This window comes from Acidithiobacillus sp. YTS05, assembly GCF_024396695.1.
Classification (GTDB): domain Bacteria; phylum Pseudomonadota; class Gammaproteobacteria; order Acidithiobacillales; family Acidithiobacillaceae; genus Igneacidithiobacillus; species Igneacidithiobacillus copahuensis.
In genome coordinates this window covers 1,833,721-1,848,666 of sequence record NZ_CP094359.1, presented here as the reverse complement: position 1 = coordinate 1,848,666, position 14,946 = coordinate 1,833,721, and the positions used below count along the sequence as shown (strand labels likewise).

The following is a 14,946-nucleotide window of genomic DNA, read 5'->3' as shown; positions in this document are numbered from 1 at the left end:
GCGGGCGTCAATCGCTGCTCGTCGGGTCTGGAGCCGTTATTCCATACTGTCCTTGGGAGGGGGAGAAAATCAAACCAGACGTTTCTTGTTTCCCTTTCCGATGATGCGGATTCGTTCAATAAGATGTCGGACGCTTGCGTCATGTGGTTGATCGGTCCGTGCCGGTTTGTCCGTTGGGCTTGGCAGTGTCTCGAACATCGTCTATCTACACGGTAGGTCCGACGATAAATCAGGATGTACTCACATGTCTGCTTGTCAGCTTGGTCGAAACGCCCGGAATGAGGTGTTGGGATTTGTTAAGGATGGAAATGCGTTACCAAAATACGCATGATGCGGCGATTTCTCATCACTGAGGGTGCGGCCCGGCCATGACCATGAATGACTTTCTGCGGTATCTGGATGATTGCGACTGCCCCTCGCCGCCTCGGCTGGCGCTGGAACTCCTCGATCTACTCGATCGACCGGAGGTGTCCGTTCGCGATATTGCCGAGAGGGTGCGCCGCGATCCCATCCTTGCCGCCAAGACCCTGAAGCTCGCCAACTCGGCGTTATATCGAGGGCTACGACCGGTGGTTGCCATCGAAGATGCAGTCATGCGCATCGGGCTGGCGGTGCTCGCCAGACTGGCGATTGGCCTTTCTCTGACGCAACAGCGACCGGTCCTCTCCCGTTTCTTGGATTTGCCGCGCTACTGGAGCGCCGCCCTGGTTCGTGCCACTGCCATGCAGGCGCTCGCTCGGGCTGTCGGCTCCTGGTCGCCTCCGGAGCTTTTCACTATTGGGCTGCTGGCCGAAATCGGCACGCTGATTCTGGCCTGTGCCGCCCCCGAGCCCTATGGCCGTATCCTGAAGAACAGTAACGATCTGGTCGAACGGCTGGAAAAGGAGCAGACCGAATTTGGCTTCGACCACCGCCAGCTTAGTGCCGCACTGCTGGTACGTTGGGGGCTGCCCGGCTTTATGGCAGAGGCGGTAAGTTCTGATAACACCGGTGCCAGCAGTCATGTGGTGCGGAGTCAGGAACTGCGGGCCATGCTCAATATTGCACGTTGGTTTGGCGACTACGCGGACGGCAGTTGCGCGGAGAATGCCCCGCCACCGGAGCGGCTGCTGGCCAAACTCGGACAGCACGATGACCTGATGGACAGGATCCGCACGGAGATCGAGGGCGAGTGGCAAGATCTGAGCGATCTCTTCGACCTGGATCCGCCAGCCGATGTGCGCAGCCGATTGCAGCAGCTCACGCATCCCGAAGCTCTGCCCTTGGTCGGAAGCGCCCGCGATGCCTGTCGCACGGTCCGGGTGTTGGTCGTCGACGACGACGGCGACAGCCGCGCGCTACTTCGGCGCATCTTGGAGCCTGCCGGATATGAAGTGCTGGAAGCCACCGACGCGGAGTCGGCCATGGAGCTCATGCAACAGTTTCTGCCCCGAGTATTGATTCTGGACTGGGTATTGCCGGGTATGGATGGCCCCAGCCTCTGCCAGTGTCTGCGCCAAAAGTTTGGGGGACGTCTCTATATTTTGGTATTTTCGGCGATCATGGATGGTGGGCACGCGGTTGAGGCATTGGACGCGGGTGCGAATGACTTTCTGGAAAAGCCGGTTTCCCGAAAGTTTCTGCTGGCCAAGCTCAAAAATGCGCGTGCCGCCGTGGAACTCACCCAGTCGCTCGAAGATATTCAATACCAGAGTCGTGAAAGTCAGCGTGAACTCCTGCTGCTGAATGAGGCGCTGCGACAGGTGGCCGCCCACGATGATCTAACCGGTCTGCACAACCGGCGTAGTATCGACCAGTATCTCAAGGAAGCCTGGGAAACCGCATTGCGCTACGGTTCCCGTCTGGCCGTCATTATGCTCGATGTCGATCACTTCAAACGGGTTAATGATGAGCATGGTCACGACGCTGGCGACCGTGCTTTGTGTGCTCTGGCAAAAGTCCTCAAAGAGCATGTCCGTAGCAGTGATCGGGTGGCGCGCTGGGGTGGCGAAGAGTTCGTTATCGTGTGCAGCAATAGTGGTGCGGAAGAAGCCCAGCAGCTTGCCGAGCGGCTCCGCAGTGCGGCGGAAGGGCTGAACGGCGACTTCCCATCCATCACTCTCAGCGGCGGCGTGGCCGAGCGTGTACCGGAGATGTCCAGCCCGGACGATCTGCTGCGCGCGGCTGACCAAGCCCTGCTGCATGCCAAGCGTGACGGACGCAATCGCATCATTCTGCACGACAAAGGTGGCAGCATATGATTGGCCTCATTCAGAAAGTGCTGTTGGATATGGTCCAGCAGTTGGGTGGTGATGAGGCGCTGACGGAGGTCAAACGGCGCACTGGGCTCGCAGCGGACTTTCAGTATCGCCTCGATACCGATTACGATAACGAGGAAGTCGGCGAGCTCCTGAAAAATGCCTGCCTGGTGCTGGGCGTGGATCAGGAAGCAGCATTCCGAGCCTATGCGCGGTTTTTTCTTGCGGAAACCCTCACCCGCTTTCCAACTTTTTTTCGGCTATCGGCGGATGCCCGCGAGTTCCTGGCCCGTCAGCCAGCAATCCACAACATGCTGGCCTCGGGCCTGCGCGATACGGCAAAACGCGATGCGGTGAACGATAAATTTGCCGTGGAGGACGGTCCGGAAGGAAAGTTACTCGTCTATTATCGTTCTCCCAACCGCTTCTGCGGCCTGTACTTCGCCTTGGCCGAGGAGGTTGGCAATCACTATGGGCAACAGGTGCAAATCGACGTTCTCCAGTGTCGGAAGCGTGGCGACGCCGAATGTGCGTTTCAGCTGCAATTTAGCGCCAAGGACGGCTCGCTGTGACGGCAGGCAATCCGGACCCGTTGCGCCAAGCGCTACACGAAATCAGTAATCAGCTTTGCCTGGCTGTGGACGGTCGGGTGGATTTTACCATCCGCGCGCAAGCTGCCGACCCTGACATCGAACAACTAGTGCTGCTGATCAATTTTCTGCTAGATTCCGTAGCGCGGCTTCTCGATCGGGAACAGGCCAATGCCCGGGATCTCGATCAGCGCGTGGCTGAACGCTCTGCCCTATTGAAGGCCACCTGGGATACCCTGCTTGATGGTCTGATCGTGATCGACGCCCACGGTACCATTCTGGAAGCCAATCCTGCGGCCAGGCAATTGCTGGCAGCAGACGATAGTCTCATCGGTCGCAACATCAAGGCGTTCATGCCGGAGCCTTACGCCCGCGAGCATGATGACTACCTGCTTCGCTATCTGCAAACCGGTGAGAAGCGTATCATCGGCGTCGGGCGTGAGGTGGAGGTGCGGCGGCGCGATGGAACACAAATACCTGTGCGCCTTGCTGTCTCTGAAATTTGTGTCCACGAACAACGCCGTTTTGTCGGCTTATTGCGCGATATTCGTGAGCAACGGGCGCAAGAACGAGCTCTGGAAGAGCGTCGTCAGGCCGCCGAGGCGGCATCCTTGGCCAAAAGCCGTTTTCTTGCCAGCATGAGCCACGAACTGCGCACTCCCCTCAATGCTATCATCGGCTATAGCGAGCTGATCCTCGAGGAACTCGACGATGGTGTACCAGCCGAAAACAGCCGCAGCGATCTCCAGGCAATCCGCGACGCCGGCCGGCATCTGCTGGGGCTGATCAATGACGTTTTGGATATGAGCCGCATCGAGGCCGGCCAGACCCGAGTGCATAGAGAACCTATCCATCCCGCCGAACTGGCGCGGGCGGTAGGGGCTGTCGCTCGACCCTTGGTCGAGGGTAATGGCAATCGCTTTGCGCTGGAGTTGGATACGCAACTCCCCATACTCGCCACCGACAGTAGCAAACTGCGCCAGTGTCTGCTCAATTTGATCGGCAATGCGGCAAAGTTTACCCAGGATGGCGTGGTTACCTTACGCGTGCAGCGGGTAGATGACGCCGTTCTGTGGACGGTCTCGGACACCGGTATTGGTATTAGCCCCGAGGGACTGAACCGCATCTTCGATGCCTTTGTGCAGGCCGAGGACGACATCGATCGTCGCTTCGGTGGCACGGGTCTGGGCCTTGCCCTCACCCGCCAACTCATCGAATTGCTCGGGGGGCGGATTGAGGTGGAGAGCCGACTGGGAGCCGGCTCTACCTTCCATCTTTTTCTGCCGCTCTCGTCGACAGAGGAAGGAGAGGGGCAATGAAGCTGCTTCTCGCTGAGGATGACGCGCGAAATCGCGATATGCTGGGTCGTCGCTTACAGCGTCGCGGTTTTACCGTCATCGAGGCGGAAAATGGTCTCGTCGCTGTGCAGGCAACCAAGGCGCATGGCCCGCAGATCATCCTGATGGATCTGGCGATGCCCGAGATGAGTGGCTGGGAGGCAATCGAGCGCATTCGCGAGTATGATCCAACAGTACCGATCATCGTACTGAGTGCCCATTCCTTGGGGGGTGAACAGGAGAGGGCGTTAGCTCTGGGGGCGCAGGCCTACCTGAGTAAACCGATAGATTTTGAGCCGCTACTGGGGTCCATTAAGGAATTGATAAATTCGTGACTTTTGAAGAGATTTCGCCGCAGGCACCCATTCTGGTTGTTGAGGATGACTCCGCCAGCCGTGCCCTTTTGCTGCGCCGGCTTGCTCGAGAGGGCTGGGAGGCGCAGGGGGTAGCAGACGGTATGGCCGCCCTGACTTGGCTGGAAAAGCATCAAGCGGCGGCTATCCTGCTAGACATCGGCCTGCCGGGGCTGACTGGGCTTGAGGTTCTGGCGCGGATCCGCAGCACGCATGCGGCCAATGTCCTGCCTATTCTCATGGTGACAGCGTTTGATGAAGAGGACCGTCTCGCCGAGGCGCTCGACCTGGGTGCCAACGATTACGTTACCAAGCCCATCGACTTTGCTACCTTACGCGCCCGCCTTCGATCCTGTTTGAGCCTCAGCCATTCCCACCACAAGCTACAGAAAGCGCAAGCTCGCCAGGAGCTGATTTTGGCCGGGGCCAACGATGGCATCTGGGAGTGGTTTGTGCCGGAAGACCGTATGGAACATTCCGCCCGCTGGAACGAACTGCTCGGCGGCGCATCTGTGGCTCGTACGGATTCCTGCGCAGTGTGGTTGCAGCGCATTCACCCGGACGATCACCCTCGTGTAGAGGCTGAATGGGAGCGGTTTCTGCAGGCTCCCGGGCAGATCGACTTTCACTGCGAGTACCGGATTCTCGGAGCTGATGATCGGTATCGCTGGGTACTTACCCGCGGTGCCGCCCTACGGGCTGACGATGGATCGTGTCAGTATTGCGCTGGCACGCATACCAACATCAGTCGCCTGCGGTACAACAACCGACTGACTGGTTTGCCGAATCTCCAGCATCTTGCTGACGAGCTGGTTTCTCAGGCTATGCTCGCCAAGGCGGCGGGAGCGGGCGAGCAGGCGATAATCCTATTGCAGCTCACCAATCTCGGCGATTTTTCGGACAAACTCGAAGGGCGCCGCCGTACGGTCGCTGCGCTGGGTAGAGCTCTTGAGCAAGAGTTGCCGAGCTGCATGGTTGGCAGCGGAGAGCAATTGGAACAGCTGCTGCTTGTACCTCAGCACGAGCACTGCAGAGCGGCCTCCTGCGAAAGCCTGGCGCGCCAAGCCCTGGCCATTGCCAATGCAGGTTCCTCCGAATTTTTACCGTGTACTGCGGTGGTGGGCATCGCGACGAGGGTACTGAGCGATGTGCTTCCCTCTGCAGATGTGCTCTTTGCGGCTGCCCAGTTGGCGGCTCAGGAGGCAGATGCGCTTGGAGTGGATCTGTATCACTTCGATGAGGCCTTGCGGCAACGGAGCAAACGTCGTCGAGAACTGCGTGCGGAATTGGCGCCTGCGCTGCAAGGCCGCGCGTTTCAGCCCTGGTTGCAGCCTATCATCAATAGCCATGGGCAGCTTGTCGGTTTTGAGGCTCTCGCTCGCTGGCAGCGCGAGGAGGGCGAACGTGTTTCTCCAGGCGAGTTCATCCCCTTGCTGGAAGAAGCGGGATTGATTGGAAAGTTGACCGAGCAGATGCTCGACGGATCCCTGGCGATGATTCAGGAGTGGATCCACGGTGGCATGGTGCCAGCCGATGTCTATGTCGCTATCAACTTTCCGCCGGGACTTCTCCATGCGCAACTTCCGGCACAGCTCATTGGACATGTGCAGCAGCATGGACTCGCGCCGCACAATCTTTGCGTGGAAGTGACGGAGTCTACAGCCGTGAACAATCTGGAAACCGCTGGAGATTGCCTGCAACGTTTGGGAAAAGTCGGTTTTCATTTGGCGCTGGATGATTTTGGTACCGGGTATGCGTCGTTGAATGCCCTGCATCGCTTGCCGTTCGATACCCTCAAGATTGATCAAAGTTTTGTGCGCGATTTTGCTTCTCAAGCAGAAGTTTGGCATTTGATCGAAGCGATCATCGCGATTGCCCGCGCTCTACATTTGAAAGTGGTCGCCGAAGGCGTGGAAACCTTGGCTCAGGCCGAGGCCCTGCGCAGGGCAGGGGTGGATCGTCTGCAGGGTTACCTCTTTGCCAAGCCTATGCCGCGCGATGAATTGGCGGCCTGGCTGACAGCCAAAGCAACGAACAACGGAGTAGGATCATGAACGCGCAATCCTGGCTGCAGCGCTGGCAGGAAAATCGGATTGGTTTTCATCGCTCCGAATTTCACCCGCAATTATTGCGCTATTGGAGCCAGCTCGGCGCGAGTGGCGATGGCTGGGTCTTTGTACCCCTCTGTGGCAAGAGCCTGGATCTGCTGTGGCTGGCCAAACAAGGGCATAAGATACGGGGAGTCGAACTCAGCCCCATTGCTGTCGAGGCATTTTTTGCGGAGCACGGTCTGATACCCGAAGTTGAACAGCAAGGCGCTTTTCAGCGCTACCATTGCGAAGGTATCGAAATTCTCTGCGGAGATTTTTTTGCTCTCTCGCCAGCGGATCTGGCTGACACGGTGGCTGTTTACGATCGGGCAGCGCTTATTGCCCTGCCACCGGAGGTCCGTAGCGATTACGTCCGCAAGCTGCACGAACTGCTGCCAAATCGTCCGCCCATCCTGCTGATTACGCTGGATTATCCGCAAGACGCCCGAGATGGTCCGCCATTTGCTGTGGGGGAAGCGGAAGTTCATGCGTTATATGAACCGGCATGGATGGTACAAAAATTGGAAAGGCGAGACCTTCGTAGCCAGGAGGGCAGGGAGGAGCTTGCTCGCTTCGACGAACTCATTTTCCGGTTATGTCGGAGCAACGACTAGTAATATCATTTTCCCGATGATGGAGTAGGGTAAACAAAAAAGGCGCCTGGAAACATTTCCAAGCGCCTCGGTCATTGGCTCCCCGGGACAGGCTCGAACTGCCGACCTAGTGATTAACAGTCACCCGCTCTACCGACTGAGCTACCGGGGAAAAGTTCGCGTAGGATAGCGATGGAATGCGTTTGCGTCAACCAGCTGTAAGCCCATGTGTTAGTCAAAAGACGTACAGCTCAAGACGGAAAGAGTTTCTGGGTGATCTCTGCCACGTGTTTTCCCTGGAAGCGGGCAATGGCCAGCTCGTTGGTCGAGGGTTGGCGGCTACCATCGCTTTTGGCGAGGGTGCTGGCCCCATAGGGAGTACCGCCGCTGATCTCCTCCATGTTGTTCAGCTCGGGGCAGCTATAGGGCACACCCACGACGATCATCCCCTGATGGAAGAGGAAAGGATGAAAAGTTAGAATGGTGCTTTCCTGACCGCCATGCTGGGAAGCGGTACTGACAAACACGCTGCCGACCTTGCCCACCAGGGCGCCTTGTTGCCAGAGACCGCCGCTGCGATCGAGAAAATTCCGCATTTGGCCACTCATGTTGCCAAAGCGGGTGGGGGTGCCAAAGAGGATGGCGTCATAGTCCCCCAATTCATGGGGGTGTGCTTCCTCTGCCGTTTGCGCCTTGACGTGCATGGCCGTCTGCTTTTCCGCATCCAGGGTCTCCGGCACACGCTTGATGATCACCTCCACGCCGGGCACCGAGCGCGCACCCTCTGCTTCTGCTTCGGCCAACTGTTCTACGTGACCCCACAGGCTGTGATATAGCACCAAGATTTTGCTCATCTCCGATCTCCTTTTTCCATTACGCCAGTTGTCCGGCCCGATAGTCCGCGACCGCTTGCTGAATTTGCTCCTCGGTATTCATCACGAAAGGCCCATATTGGGCAATGGGTTCCCCCAACGGTCGCCCCGCGACCAGCAGGACCCGGCTGGCGGTCGACGCGGACAGCGCAACGCCAGAGCCGGCATCGTCCAGAATCGCCAAATGCTGCACCGGGACCTTGCGCGCACCGATCTGCACCTCCCCCTCATAGGACACGACAAAGGCGTGGTGGCTGGGGGGCAACTCCTGCCAGAAGCTTGCCCCCGCGCCTAATTCGAGATCGATGATCAAGGGTTCTGTTTGCGCCCGTTGTACGGCACCCTGCACGCCATGACTACTGCCGGCAATGACGGTCCAGTGGTTGCCCTGGGCATCGGCACCGCGCGGCAGATCTGCGGCCTGAAAGTCCCGATACCAGGGCGCGCAGAGTTTATCCGCGGCGGGCAGATTCAGCCAAAGCTGAAAGCCGGCCATCCGTCCCTCGGCCTGCTGCGGAATTTCGGAGTGAATCACCCCTTTGCCCGCTGTCATCCACTGCACCCCGCCCCTCTCCAGCAGGCCCTCATGTCCGGCGCTGTCGCGGTGCAGCATGCGGCCTGCCAGCATATAGGTAATGGTCTCGAAGCCGCGATGCGGGTGGTCGGGAAAACCCGCGATATAGTCGTCGGGTTCATCGCTGCCAAAGGCGTCGAGCATGAGGAAAGGGTCGAGCCGCTGTTGCAGCGAACGCTCGAAGAGACGGGTGAGTTTGACTCCGGCGCCGTCGCTGGTGACGCGGCCGGCGATGACGCTCTCAACGCCTCGGCTCTGGGCAGAAGACTGGGAAATGCTCATCGTATCGACTCCCTGCACGGTTTTGCGCGTAGTACCGATTTTGCATACTATGGTAATATATATTTTTGTAAAGTAGGTACTGATTAGTAACTATGAGAAAGACCATTCAGGAAAGTGCCTGCCCTATGGATAGCTTGTTGCGGCTCCTTATGGGCCCGTGGACCACATATATCCTTTGGACCCTACGCAATCAGGGACCGCTGCGTTTTGGTGCCCTGCAGCGTGCCGTAGGTAAGATATCCGCACGCATGCTCACCGAACGCCTCCGTTTGCTGGAAGAAGCAGGGATTATCTACCGCGATTATCGTCCCACCGTTCCACCGGAGGTCAGCTATGGCCTGACCGAACGTGGCCGGGAATTGGGAGTGGTGCTGGATGGGCTCGACGTCTTGGCGCGGAAGTGGGCGACTGAGGGATTTGTCGCCACGTCTCGATAAACTCCTCTTGCGAGGGGGACGGGGAGTCGATACCCTGCTCGTTGATTTCGGATAGGGTGAGAGTATGGCAGCGTTGATTTTTGATACGGAAACCACCGGGCGCAACGCGCCGCAACTGATTGAGGCAGCGTGGTTGCGGGTAAATGACCTGCGCACCCTGGAGGTGGAAGAGCAATTCGTGCAACGCTACCGTCCGGAAAAGAAAATCGAGCTGGGCGCCATTGCGGTGCATCACATCCTCGATGAAGATCTGGCTGATTGCCCGCCGGCAAGTACCTTCCAGTTGCCCGCCGATACCGAGTATCTGGTGGGGCACAGTATCGATTTCGACTGGGAGGTGGCAGGCCGGCCCGAGGTGAAGCGCATCTGCACCTATGCCATGAGCCGCCGGCTGTGGCCGGAAATCGACAGCTTCTCGCAGTCGGCCTTGCTATATCACTTCAGCAAAGACCGCAACAAGACCCGGGAAAACCTCAAAAATGCGCATTCTGCGCTGGCCGACGTGAAGTTTTGTCGGGTTATCCTCAACCGGATCGTCTTGGCGGTGCGGCCAGCCAGTTGGGAGGCGTTGTGGGAGTTCAGCGAGCGCGCCCGCATTCCCGAAACCATGCCCTTTGGCAAGCACAAGGGCGTCAAAATTTGTGATCTGCCGGATGATTATCGGCGTTGGGCATTGAATAACCTCACCGATATGGATCCGTACCTGCGCAAGGCCCTGGAGGGGGCGGCTTAGTCTCACTTCTCTCTGACCCAGGGGCTTCTGTGATACCCGAGAGTGCACTGCTTCTGCTCTTTGTGGCCGCCTCTTTGCTGGCAGTGATCGCCAATCGCTTGCGCCTGCCGTATACCGTTGCCCTGGTATTGGGTGGGCTGCTGCTGGGAAGTCTGCGTCTGTTCCAGACCCCGGTGCTGACCCATGATCTGGTGTTCAGCATCTTCCTGCCCGGGCTGATTTTCGAATCCGCCTATCACCTGTCCGCAAGTACTCTCTGGCGGGATCGCCTCGCGATTTTCGGCTTGGCCGTCCCGGGCGTTTTTCTGTCGATGATCGTTACCGCCTATGTTTTTTTGGCGGTATATCCCTATCTTCCCCATTTGGCCGGCATGAATCTGAGCCTGGGCGTGGCACTGGTCTTCGGCGCTGCGGTCGCTGCCACCGATCCGATCTCGGTGGTTTCCATTTTTCGCCAGCTCGGGGCGCCGGCGCGGCTGACCTTTTTGATTGAAAGTGAAAGTCTGCTCAACGATGGCACCGCCATCGTCTTTTTTACGCTTTTTCTGGGCATTGCATTGGGTAAAGGCGTCAGCCTGCCCGCTCTGGGACTGGAATTTGTCACCATGGTCGGTGGTGGGGCCTTGCTGGGCCTGGTCATCGGTTGGCTGAGTTCGGAAGTCATCAAGCGGGTAAACGACGGTATGGTAGAGATTACCATCACCATCCTGGCGGCTTACGGCAGTTTTTTGCTGGCCACTCAACTGGATTTTTCTGGTGTCATCGCCACCGTGGTGGCGGGCCTGCTCTGTGGCAATTATGCCGCCCAGCGAGGTATGAGCGCCTCGGTGCGCATGGCGGTAAATACCTTTTGGGAATATCTCGGCTTTGTCCTCAACTCCCTGATCTTTTTGTTGGTGGGCCTGACCATTCATCTTCAGGATTTGTTGAAGATCTGGGCGCTGGTTCTCGCCGCGTACCTGGCCGTCACGGTGGCACGCGCCGTGGTGGTCTATGGCATGGGTGCCATTCTGCGGCCTACCCGCGCGCGGATCCCTCTCAACTGGAACTTCATCCTGCTCTGGGGCGGAATTCGCGGGGCGCTATCGATGGTCCTGGCACTCAGTCTGCCGATGGATTTCCCTTCCCGCGACCTGCTCATCAATCTGGTTTTTGGCGTGGTCTTGCTGACGATTCTGGTGCAGGGATTGAGCATCTCGCCGTTGGGACGCCTCTTTGGCGTCCTCGCGGGCAAGAGCGATAATGAGAACTTTGAGAGGAACCGCTTGCGTCTAGCCCTCGCCGAGCACGACCTCAACGAGCTGAAGACCCTGGAACAGCAGGCTTTGCGCGACCCGAAGGTGCTGCAGCTATTGCAACGGCAATTTTCTCAGGAGCGTGCGCAGATACAAGAGACGCTTGCGCAGGAGGAGGTCGACAATGACTGGATTCGTCAGCGCGACTACGTTCGCCTGTATCGACGTCTGCTGCTGCAACGCAAGCAGAAAATTCTGGATGCGCGGCAAGAGGGGTTACTGAATGAAGCTGGTGCCGAGGAGTTGCTTGCGGATGTCGATGCGCAGCTGCTGGAGCTGGAATCGGCGCCTACCAAGGCTTTTCAACGGGCGAGCGAAGACGCTCAGGATCTTCCGCTGAAAGAGTGAATACTCCTGCAGATGGGTGTTCAGCCTCTACTGGCGCTCCATGGGTCTTCGCAGGGGGTACGGGTGCTCACCCTTCAGCTTGCAGAAGGTCGCTGATCGATGAAGTGACTTTTGAGAATATGAAAAAAGCGTCGATATCTGCGCAGTTCGCGGTCGAGAATAAGTACCTGGTCCATGATCTCGTCGGGATGGGCGTGATTGATACTGCCGAGAAGTTCTCGCAGCTTTTCCTGTACCATATCCTGTTTTTCCTCTAACGCTTCGAGGGCCTGCTGTAAATCTGTGGGCGGCGTGGCAGCCGGTCTGATGGCAGCCGGATGTTGTTTGATATTCATTTCGTTACTCCAGAGTAAAACGGGCCCCGAAAACGGGGCCTCTAATCATTAGTGACCTGCGTACATCGCTTTTTTAGTGTAGCGACCGCGGAATACCCAGATCTGGTACCAGTTGTACAGAATCATGATAGGCACAAAGCCGGTCATGAAGAGGGTGAACACCGCCAGGGAGTCTGCCGGATTCGATGCCTCTTGAATGCCCCAGGTATGCGGGACAATATATGGGAACATGGTCGCCCACATGGCAAACCACATCAGGGCAACCACGCCCTCGCCCCAAAGCAGAGCCACAAAGTCACGCGAGGCAGCGTGCGCTGTCATCGACTTGTAGGCAAAGCCCAGGATCACCAGAATCCAGATCAGCCATACCCACCAATTGGCGCCAGTCCATTTAGCGGCTGCCCAAGGGAAGATGGCATAGGACCAGATCAAGGTGATGACGATCGCTGCCAGAGCGATCATCGAGAAGGCATTGGTCCATTTCTTGGCACGCTCGTGAATGACATCGCCAGGAACGAATCGGGCACAGAGATACAAACCTCCGGCGAGACTCGCAGCAATGACTGCACCAAAGCCGGTCCAGATGCTGAAGGGACTCAGAAAGGTGAATGGCCCGCCGGCGAAGTGGGGAACGGCGTCGAAGGCATTGGCATGGGCACCTGCGACCCCTTCGGCCGCGATGTGGTGCGCCATGGGGAATCCTTGCAGGGCACCGCCCAATGCCACACCGGCACCAAAAGGCGCGAGGACACTGCCAAATGCAAACATCCAACCCCAGAAGCGCTTGGAACCGATAGCGTGCACATGAAACTCAAACGCAATGGCGCGCGAAATGATACCCCACAAGGCAAAGGCGAGAGGAATCAGTAGGTAATTGAAGGCGCTCCCGTAAACGGATGGAAAGGCGCCGAACAGGATACCGCCAGCGACGACCAGCCAGGTTTCGTTCCCATCCCAAAAACCTGCCATGGAAGCCATGATGGCACCACGTTCCTCTTCATCCGGCGAAAACAGTGCAAAGATGCCGGCACCCAAATCTGCCCCGTCCAGGGCAATATACAGAAGAAACATCAGACACAGAATCAACCACCACCAGGTGGAGAGTGCGCCGACGATTCGGGTTACGTCTTGAAAAAACATGTGGAAAGTCTCCGTGGCAAGGCCGGGGTTGCACCCCGGCTCATGGATTTACCGGCTCTTGTCGAGCATCGGCTTGCTGGCAAAGGTCGGCTTGGCAAAGCCACCACCTGCCTTCTCCTCGTCGTGCCCACTCTCTTCATCATGATGAGTGAAGAGGGTGTCGGAGTGCGGAATGTTGTCCACACCCTTGGCAATGACGCGACTGAAGAAGTACCAGGCCCCGGACCAGACGGTCAGCTCGAAGATGATGTAGCCAACGAACCAGAAGACCTCCTGACCGAGCGTCATGTGGCTGACACCCTGATAGGTCCGCATCAGGTTGAAAACCACCCATGGCTGACGGCCGATTTCCCGAGTCCACCAGCCACACCAGATGGCGAGGTAGGGAAGAAAGCCCGAGAAGACCACCGCGCGCAGGAACCAGGGATTCTTGCGTAGCGATTCGGCATTGAGCTTGCCGCGCAGGCGTAGCCAGTTACCCCAGAGCGCCACAAAAAATAGGAAGAAGCCGATCGCCACCATCACGCGGAAGGAGTAGAAAGGCACCCAGACATCTGGACGATCGTTGGCCGGGAACTGGTCCATACCCGTGACCTTACCGTTCAGGGTGTGGGTTTCCAACAGACTCAAGACATGCGGAATGGTGATGGCAAAGACGTTGCCGTCATTCTGGGCATTGGGAAAGGCAATCAGATGCCAGCCAGTATTGACTTTGCCGTCCGGCAAGTAGGTGTGGTAGTGCCCTTCCATGGCAGCCAGGGAGGTCGGTTGCGTCATGGCCACGTCCCGGCCGACGGAATCGCCCAACCAGATCTGCACGGGGGTGACGATCAGTAGCGCCAACAAAGTGGGCTTGAGCAGTTTGGTGAACAGATCGGCATTACGGTTCTTGAGAATGAACCAGGCGCTGACGCTGGCAAAAACGAAGAGGGCCAGCTCGACCGTCGCCACCCACATGTGCGGGAAGCCCCAGACAAAGTTGTCATTGAAGATGGCGTGCCACCAGTTGGTGACCTGAAAGAGACCATCTTTGAGTACGATGCCGTTGGGGGTCTGCATCCAGGAATTGGCCACTAAAATCCACATGGCCGAAAGACTGGAGGACAGACCGACATTGAAGGTGGCAAAGAGATGCATCCCCTTACTGATCTTGCCCCAGCCAAAGACCATCAGGCCGATGAAGCCGGCCTCATACATGAAGGCAGTAATGGTCTCGAAGCCCAGGATATTGCCGAAGAAGGGGCCGACGGCCTGGGAGAAGGGCCCGTAGAGGATACCGAAGGCCATTTCCATGGTGACACCGGTTGCGACACCGGCGCCAAAATTGATGATGAGAATCTTCTCGAAGAAGCGATTGAGCTTGTACCATCGCTCATCGCCCGTGCGCAGCCAAGCGACTTCCATAAAAAACAGCAGCCACGACATTCCGATGGTCAAGGGAGTCCAAAGGATGTGCATGGAGGTGATCCAGGCGAAGTCCATACGGCTGAGGAGCACGGGCAAAGTGTTTTCTAAAACCATGACTCACTCCTATGTCAGTTTTGCTAAATATACAGTACACAGTAATGTACGTATTTATATAAGCAAATGCTGTACCATCTGAAAAGTCCCGTAAGTTCCTGATCTTTGCCTTCATCGGAGCGGATGTGGTGGATATCACCCAATCTCGTGGGGCATATCCACAAGTTTTGTATATAGATAAAAAACTATTTTGATAGTTATCTGCCGTC

At 57.5% G+C, this 14,946-nt stretch carries 14 protein-coding genes and 1 tRNA gene; 9 read left to right on the top strand and 6 right to left on the bottom strand.

Going from position 1 to position 14,946, the window contains the following annotated elements; all coding sequences use genetic code 11:
- Positions 1 to 368 precede the first annotated feature (368 nt).
- Genes MQE22_RS09120 through MQE22_RS09095 form a run of 6 tightly spaced genes read left to right on the top strand, consistent with a single transcriptional unit; the run spans position 369 to position 7,221 of the window.
- Complete coding sequence (locus tag MQE22_RS09120) at positions 369 to 2,240, top strand: sensor domain-containing diguanylate cyclase (protein ID WP_215870769.1); 1,872 nt, start codon at positions 369 to 371, stop codon at positions 2,238 to 2,240.
- Positions 2,237 to 2,809, top strand: coding sequence for a heme NO-binding domain-containing protein (locus MQE22_RS09115; RefSeq protein ID WP_215870768.1), 573 nt, complete (start codon positions 2,237 to 2,239; stop codon positions 2,807 to 2,809). Before MQE22_RS09120 ends, MQE22_RS09115 begins: the two co-directional genes overlap by 4 nt.
- Positions 2,806 to 4,146, top strand: coding sequence for a sensor histidine kinase (locus tag MQE22_RS09110; RefSeq protein WP_215885763.1), 1,341 nt, complete (start codon positions 2,806 to 2,808; stop codon positions 4,144 to 4,146). The genes MQE22_RS09115 and MQE22_RS09110 overlap by 4 nt, the downstream gene beginning before the upstream one ends.
- The gene (locus MQE22_RS09105) at positions 4,143 to 4,499 is read left to right on the top strand and encodes a response regulator (RefSeq protein ID WP_215872986.1); all 357 of its coding nucleotides are present in this window, start codon (positions 4,143 to 4,145) and stop codon (positions 4,497 to 4,499) included. The genes MQE22_RS09110 and MQE22_RS09105 overlap by 4 nt, the downstream gene beginning before the upstream one ends.
- A complete protein-coding gene (locus tag MQE22_RS09100) occupies positions 4,496 to 6,571 on the top strand; it encodes an EAL domain-containing protein (RefSeq protein WP_215872985.1) in 2,076 nt (691 codons plus the stop codon). The genes MQE22_RS09105 and MQE22_RS09100 overlap by 4 nt, the downstream gene beginning before the upstream one ends.
- A complete protein-coding gene (locus tag MQE22_RS09095) occupies positions 6,568 to 7,221 on the top strand; it encodes a thiopurine S-methyltransferase (RefSeq protein WP_215872984.1) in 654 nt (217 codons plus the stop codon). The genes MQE22_RS09100 and MQE22_RS09095 overlap by 4 nt, the downstream gene beginning before the upstream one ends.
- Positions 7,222 to 7,296: 75 nt before the next feature.
- Here MQE22_RS09095 and MQE22_RS09090 read toward each other — a convergent pair.
- The 3 genes from MQE22_RS09090 to MQE22_RS09080 all read right to left on the bottom strand — a co-directional run bounded on the left by MQE22_RS09090 (position 7,297) and on the right by MQE22_RS09080 (position 8,928).
- A tRNA-Asn gene (locus MQE22_RS09090) sits at positions 7,297 to 7,372 on the bottom strand.
- 79 nt (positions 7,373 to 7,451) lie between these two features.
- On the bottom strand, positions 7,452 to 8,054 hold the full coding sequence (gene wrbA / locus MQE22_RS09085; protein ID WP_215872662.1) for an NAD(P)H:quinone oxidoreductase: 603 nt from the start codon (positions 8,052 to 8,054) through the stop codon (positions 7,452 to 7,454).
- 19 nt (positions 8,055 to 8,073) lie between these two features.
- Positions 8,074 to 8,928, bottom strand: a complete 855-nt coding sequence (locus MQE22_RS09080; protein ID WP_215872663.1) for a pirin family protein — start codon at positions 8,926 to 8,928, stop codon at positions 8,074 to 8,076.
- Between the two features lie 125 nt (positions 8,929 to 9,053).
- On the opposite strand from MQE22_RS09080, the gene MQE22_RS09075 reads away from it, so the two are divergent.
- The 3 genes from MQE22_RS09075 to MQE22_RS09065 all read left to right on the top strand — a co-directional run bounded on the left by MQE22_RS09075 (position 9,054) and on the right by MQE22_RS09065 (position 11,741).
- Positions 9,054 to 9,365, top strand: coding sequence for a winged helix-turn-helix transcriptional regulator (locus tag MQE22_RS09075; protein WP_215872664.1), 312 nt, complete (start codon positions 9,054 to 9,056; stop codon positions 9,363 to 9,365).
- A 64-nt stretch (positions 9,366 to 9,429) separates the two neighbouring features.
- A complete protein-coding gene (locus MQE22_RS09070) occupies positions 9,430 to 10,098 on the top strand; it encodes a putative quorum-sensing-regulated virulence factor (RefSeq protein WP_215872665.1) in 669 nt (222 codons plus the stop codon).
- Between the two features lie 29 nt (positions 10,099 to 10,127).
- Positions 10,128 to 11,741 carry a cation:proton antiporter gene (locus MQE22_RS09065; protein ID WP_215872666.1) on the top strand — a complete coding sequence of 538 codons (1,614 nt, stop codon included), beginning with the start codon at positions 10,128 to 10,130 and terminating at the stop codon, positions 11,739 to 11,741.
- 74 nt (positions 11,742 to 11,815) lie between these two features.
- Here the strand turns inward: MQE22_RS09065 and MQE22_RS09060 are convergent, their stop codons facing one another.
- The 3 genes from MQE22_RS09060 to MQE22_RS09050 all read right to left on the bottom strand — a co-directional run bounded on the left by MQE22_RS09060 (position 11,816) and on the right by MQE22_RS09050 (position 14,737).
- Positions 11,816 to 12,076 carry a hypothetical protein gene (locus MQE22_RS09060; RefSeq protein ID WP_215872667.1) on the bottom strand — a complete coding sequence of 87 codons (261 nt, stop codon included), beginning with the start codon at positions 12,074 to 12,076 and terminating at the stop codon, positions 11,816 to 11,818.
- 48 nt (positions 12,077 to 12,124) lie between these two features.
- On the bottom strand, positions 12,125 to 13,147 hold the full coding sequence (locus MQE22_RS09055) for a cytochrome d ubiquinol oxidase subunit II (protein ID WP_438266991.1): 1,023 nt from the start codon (positions 13,145 to 13,147) through the stop codon (positions 12,125 to 12,127).
- A 117-nt stretch (positions 13,148 to 13,264) separates the two neighbouring features.
- Entirely contained in the window at positions 13,265 to 14,737 is a 1,473-nt protein-coding gene (locus tag MQE22_RS09050) for a cytochrome ubiquinol oxidase subunit I (RefSeq protein ID WP_215872669.1), read from the bottom strand.
- Positions 14,738 to 14,946: the final 209 nt, after the last annotated feature.